The 3,758-nt window shown below is 33.2% G+C and carries 4 protein-coding genes; all 4 read left to right on the top strand.

Annotated elements, in window-relative coordinates:
• Window positions 1–266: 266 nt before the first annotated feature.
• The 4 genes from asrA to NK213_RS19140 all read left to right on the top strand — a co-directional run bounded on the left by asrA (window position 267) and on the right by NK213_RS19140 (window position 3,738).
• Window positions 267–1,292 carry an anaerobic sulfite reductase subunit AsrA gene (gene asrA / locus NK213_RS19155; RefSeq protein ID WP_253352306.1) on the top strand — a complete coding sequence of 342 codons (1,026 nt, stop codon included), beginning with the start codon at window positions 267–269 and terminating at the stop codon, window positions 1,290–1,292.
• Window positions 1,285–2,085: an anaerobic sulfite reductase subunit AsrB gene (asrB, locus tag NK213_RS19150; RefSeq protein WP_253352296.1), complete on the top strand. Its 801-nt coding sequence runs from the start codon at window positions 1,285–1,287 to the stop codon at window positions 2,083–2,085. The genes asrA and asrB overlap by 8 nt, the downstream gene beginning before the upstream one ends.
• A gap of 9 nt (window positions 2,086–2,094) precedes the next feature.
• Window positions 2,095–3,063 carry a sulfite reductase subunit C gene (asrC, locus tag NK213_RS19145; RefSeq protein WP_253352288.1) on the top strand — a complete coding sequence of 323 codons (969 nt, stop codon included), beginning with the start codon at window positions 2,095–2,097 and terminating at the stop codon, window positions 3,061–3,063.
• Between the two features lie 465 nt (window positions 3,064–3,528).
• Window positions 3,529–3,738 carry a hypothetical protein gene (locus tag NK213_RS19140; RefSeq protein ID WP_253352279.1) on the top strand — a complete coding sequence of 70 codons (210 nt, stop codon included), beginning with the start codon at window positions 3,529–3,531 and terminating at the stop codon, window positions 3,736–3,738.
• Window positions 3,739–3,758 lie beyond the last annotated feature (20 nt).

Here is a 3,758-nt window from a genome sequence, read left to right as displayed (position 1 = left end):
GGGTTTATTACTCCTTACCAGGCTAGATTCAATTTCTTTGGATCCTAATGTTCCCATTTTGCTTGACCATTACACTAATAAGTGTACTAAGTTTGGCAATTCAATTTTTTACATAAAAAAATTATATTATAAATAAAAAACACTTTTAATAAAGTCGTGAAAATATGAGGGAATTTTCGTATCATACGTTACATTATTTTTTATCTGCACATGCTAGAATTAAAGGAAGTGTAATATCTTTAGGTATAATGGAAGAGAGGAGAAGTATGAAAATAAGTTTAACAAAGGAAGAATTTAATGCCGGTCTGAAAGAAATGCAAAAAGAATACAGGATTTTTGCACCAAAACTTCTGCCTTTTAAGGGTACATTTTCTGATACGCCTGTGGTACGTTATGAGGAAATAGATTCATTTGAGGAGATTTGTTTTGATAAAAAATCTGATTTTTCACCAAAAGAAGTTCTTTTGCCGATTACTCAGAGAATGTTTTATTTTACTGAAAACGAATATAAAGAACCTGATGTTGATGAAAAGAAAATTTTATTATTTTTGAGAAGCTGCGACTTGCATTCTGTAAAGAGGGCAGATGAAATTTATCTGAGAAATAAATTTTCGGATAAATATTACGAAACTATGAGAAATAAAGTAAAATTTGCAGTGATGGGATGTGCAGAGTCATTTGAAAATTGTTTTTGTGCAGATATGGGTACTAATAAGACAGATGAATATGACATAGGGGTAAAAATTGACAGGGAAAAAATATTTTTAGATATAAAGACAGAAGAATTTTTGACGAAATTTTCAGGAGTAGAAGATGAATTCGTGATGGATTTTGTGGAAGAAAATAAAGTTCATGTTTCGATACCTGAAAATATTAATCTGGAAGATGTGATAGGACTGGATCTGTGGCGTGAGTATGACAGCAGATGCATAGCATGTGGAAAGTGTAACTTTGTCTGTCCTACATGTACTTGTACTACCACACAGGATATCTTTTATAAAGAAAACAGCAGTAACGGAGAAAGAAGAAGAGTATGGGCTTCATGTCATGTAGACGGTTTTACCGACATGGCGGGCGGACACAGCTTTAGACAAAAGCACGGGGATAGAATGAGATTTAAAGTAATGCATAAAATTTCGGATTTTAAGAAAAGGTTTGGATATCAGATGTGTACAGGCTGCGGCAGATGTGACGACGGCTGTCCTGAATATATTTCTTTTTCAAATTGCATAAATAAATTAAATAAGGTATTAGAGGAAAAAAGTGCCGGTCTGGAGGGGGAAAATGGATAATATATATTTACCTGAGGCTTCAGAGATACTTTTGGTAGAAAAAGTGACACCAATAGAATGGCTTTTCAGGGTACAGTTTAATAAAAAAGTGAAAAGCGGACAGTTTATACAGATTTCTATTCCGAAAGTAGGAGAGGCGCCGATTTCTATAGCTAATTTTAATGAAAAAGACGGCTGGATTGACTTTCTTATAAGAAAAACAGGAAAAGTAACTGATGGAATATTCAATAAACAGGCAGGTGAAAAACTATTTTTGAGAGGGCCTTACGGTAACGGATTTTCAATAGAAAATTTTGAAAATAAGCATTTGGTTATAGTAGCCGGAGGAAGCGGAATAGCTCCTGTAAGACCAATTATAGAACATTTTTATGAAAACAGGGAAAAACTAAAATCTTTTAGAATAATAGCAGGATTCAAAGATTTGGACAGTGTAATATTCAAAGATGATTTTACAAGATGGAGAAAGAAAATAGATGTTTTGGTAACACTTGACAAGGCATGCAGCCTTGACGGCGTGTGTGACGGGCTTGTAACTAAATATATACCGGAAACTATACTGCCGGCAGATCTTATTGACGTAGAATATGTAATAGTAGGGCCACCTGTGATGATGAAGTTTTCATGTCAGGAAGTTTTAAAGAGAGGATTATCCAAAGAGCAGATATGGGTATCCTTTGAAAGAAAAATGTCTTGTGCTGTGGGCAAATGCGGACATTGTAAGATAGATGAAACATATATCTGTCTTGAAGGGCCTGTATTTAGATATGATTTTGCGGAAAAACTGCTGGATTAGGAGGAAATTATGGATATAAACAGAAAAAAAGTCACTAAAAATGCTTTCAGGGTTACCAAAGTAAGAGATAAAACTGCTTTGAGAGTAAGAGTTCCCGGCGGGGAAATATCAGGAGACCTGATGGCAGTGGTGGTAAATATAGCAAATACTTACGGCAGCGGAAAAATACATATGACAACAAGACAGGGTTTTGAGATATTAGGGATAAACTGGGAAGATATGGAAAAGGTAAATGAAATGTTACAGCCTCTTCTTGACGGATTCGATATAAATTATGATCATAAAGGTGAAGGGTATCCTGCAGCAGGAACGAGAAATATAGCAGCTTGTATAGGAAATAAGGTATGTCCGAAAGGGCAGTATAATACTACAGAATTTGCCAGAAAAATAGAAAAGGCAGTATTTCCTAATGATTTTCATTTCAAAATTGCACTGACAGGCTGTCCTAATGACTGCCAGAAGGTGAGAATGCATGATTTCGGTATAATAGGAATGACAAAACCTGAACTTGACGAGTCAAAGTGTGTATCGTGCGGAATGTGTGTAAGAAAATGCCAGAAGTTATCAACAGGGGCCATAAAGGCAGAAAATTACAGGCCTGTGAGAGATCATGACAGATGTATAGGATGCGGAGAGTGCGTGCTGAACTGCCCTACAGGAGCATGGACAAGAGATGAAAAAAAATATTTCAGACTGGCAGTAATGGGAAGAACAGGAAAGAAAAATCCGAGACTTGCTGAAGATTTTATACTTTGGTGTGATGAGGAATCAATAATAAAAATAATACTAAACACATATGAATATGTGGATAAATATATAGACAGATCATTGCCGAAAGAGCATATCGGGTATATAGTGGATAGAACCGGTTTTATGGAATTTAAAAAATGGGTTTTGAAAGATATAAAACTTCCTGATATAGCTGTTGTCAAACAATCGGTGAACTGGAATGGAATAAAATATCCCGGAATAGAATAATGGGGTTTTAGTATTATTTTTAAAGGGTGAACTTCTGTTTTTATGGTAATTAAACATAAGTGTACGGTTTTGGGAGTGAAAAGAAGTTATTAATATATAGGATTTTAATTATTACATAAAAACAGAAGGAAAACACCTGTTCAAAGAACTGAATATTAATATAAAAACTATTTTCTAAAAAAAGAAAATAGTTTTTATTTTATTAAAATGTAATAATGTGAAAAAATTAATTATACGAATTATTAAAAAAACAGCCGTATTTGTAAAATTTTGCGAATATATTGATATAAATATTTTACTAAATTTTGGCTTTAAAGTCAATTTTAATACAAATAAAATAATATAATAATAATTTGTCAGACTTGTACATGCTGTAGAGGAATATTTTTTTTAATTCGCAAAATTTTACAAATGCGAATACTCTAATATATTACTAGAAATATCAATGCTTTGAAAGGAGGTTTAATGAAAAAAACTATAATTATGATGTTAATTATCAGCAGCAGCATAACTCTGGCAGCCGGGAAGAATACCCGAAATTCTGAAATTCCCAATATAGAAGCACAGATGGAAAAAGCAGATAAAATAGAAAAATATAAAGCCAAAAAAGATGTGGCGTGGCATAAAACAGAATATAACAAAGTATTGAAATATCTTAATAAGTCCAGAAAATAGACCAGTTATAAAATGTCAAG

The sequence above is a fragment of the Sebaldella sp. S0638 genome (assembly GCF_024158605.1).
Taxonomy (GTDB): Bacteria; Fusobacteriota; Fusobacteriia; order Fusobacteriales; family Leptotrichiaceae; genus Sebaldella.
The sequence above is the reverse complement of the archived record's forward strand: the minus strand, read 5'-3'. Positions and strand labels throughout refer to the sequence as shown.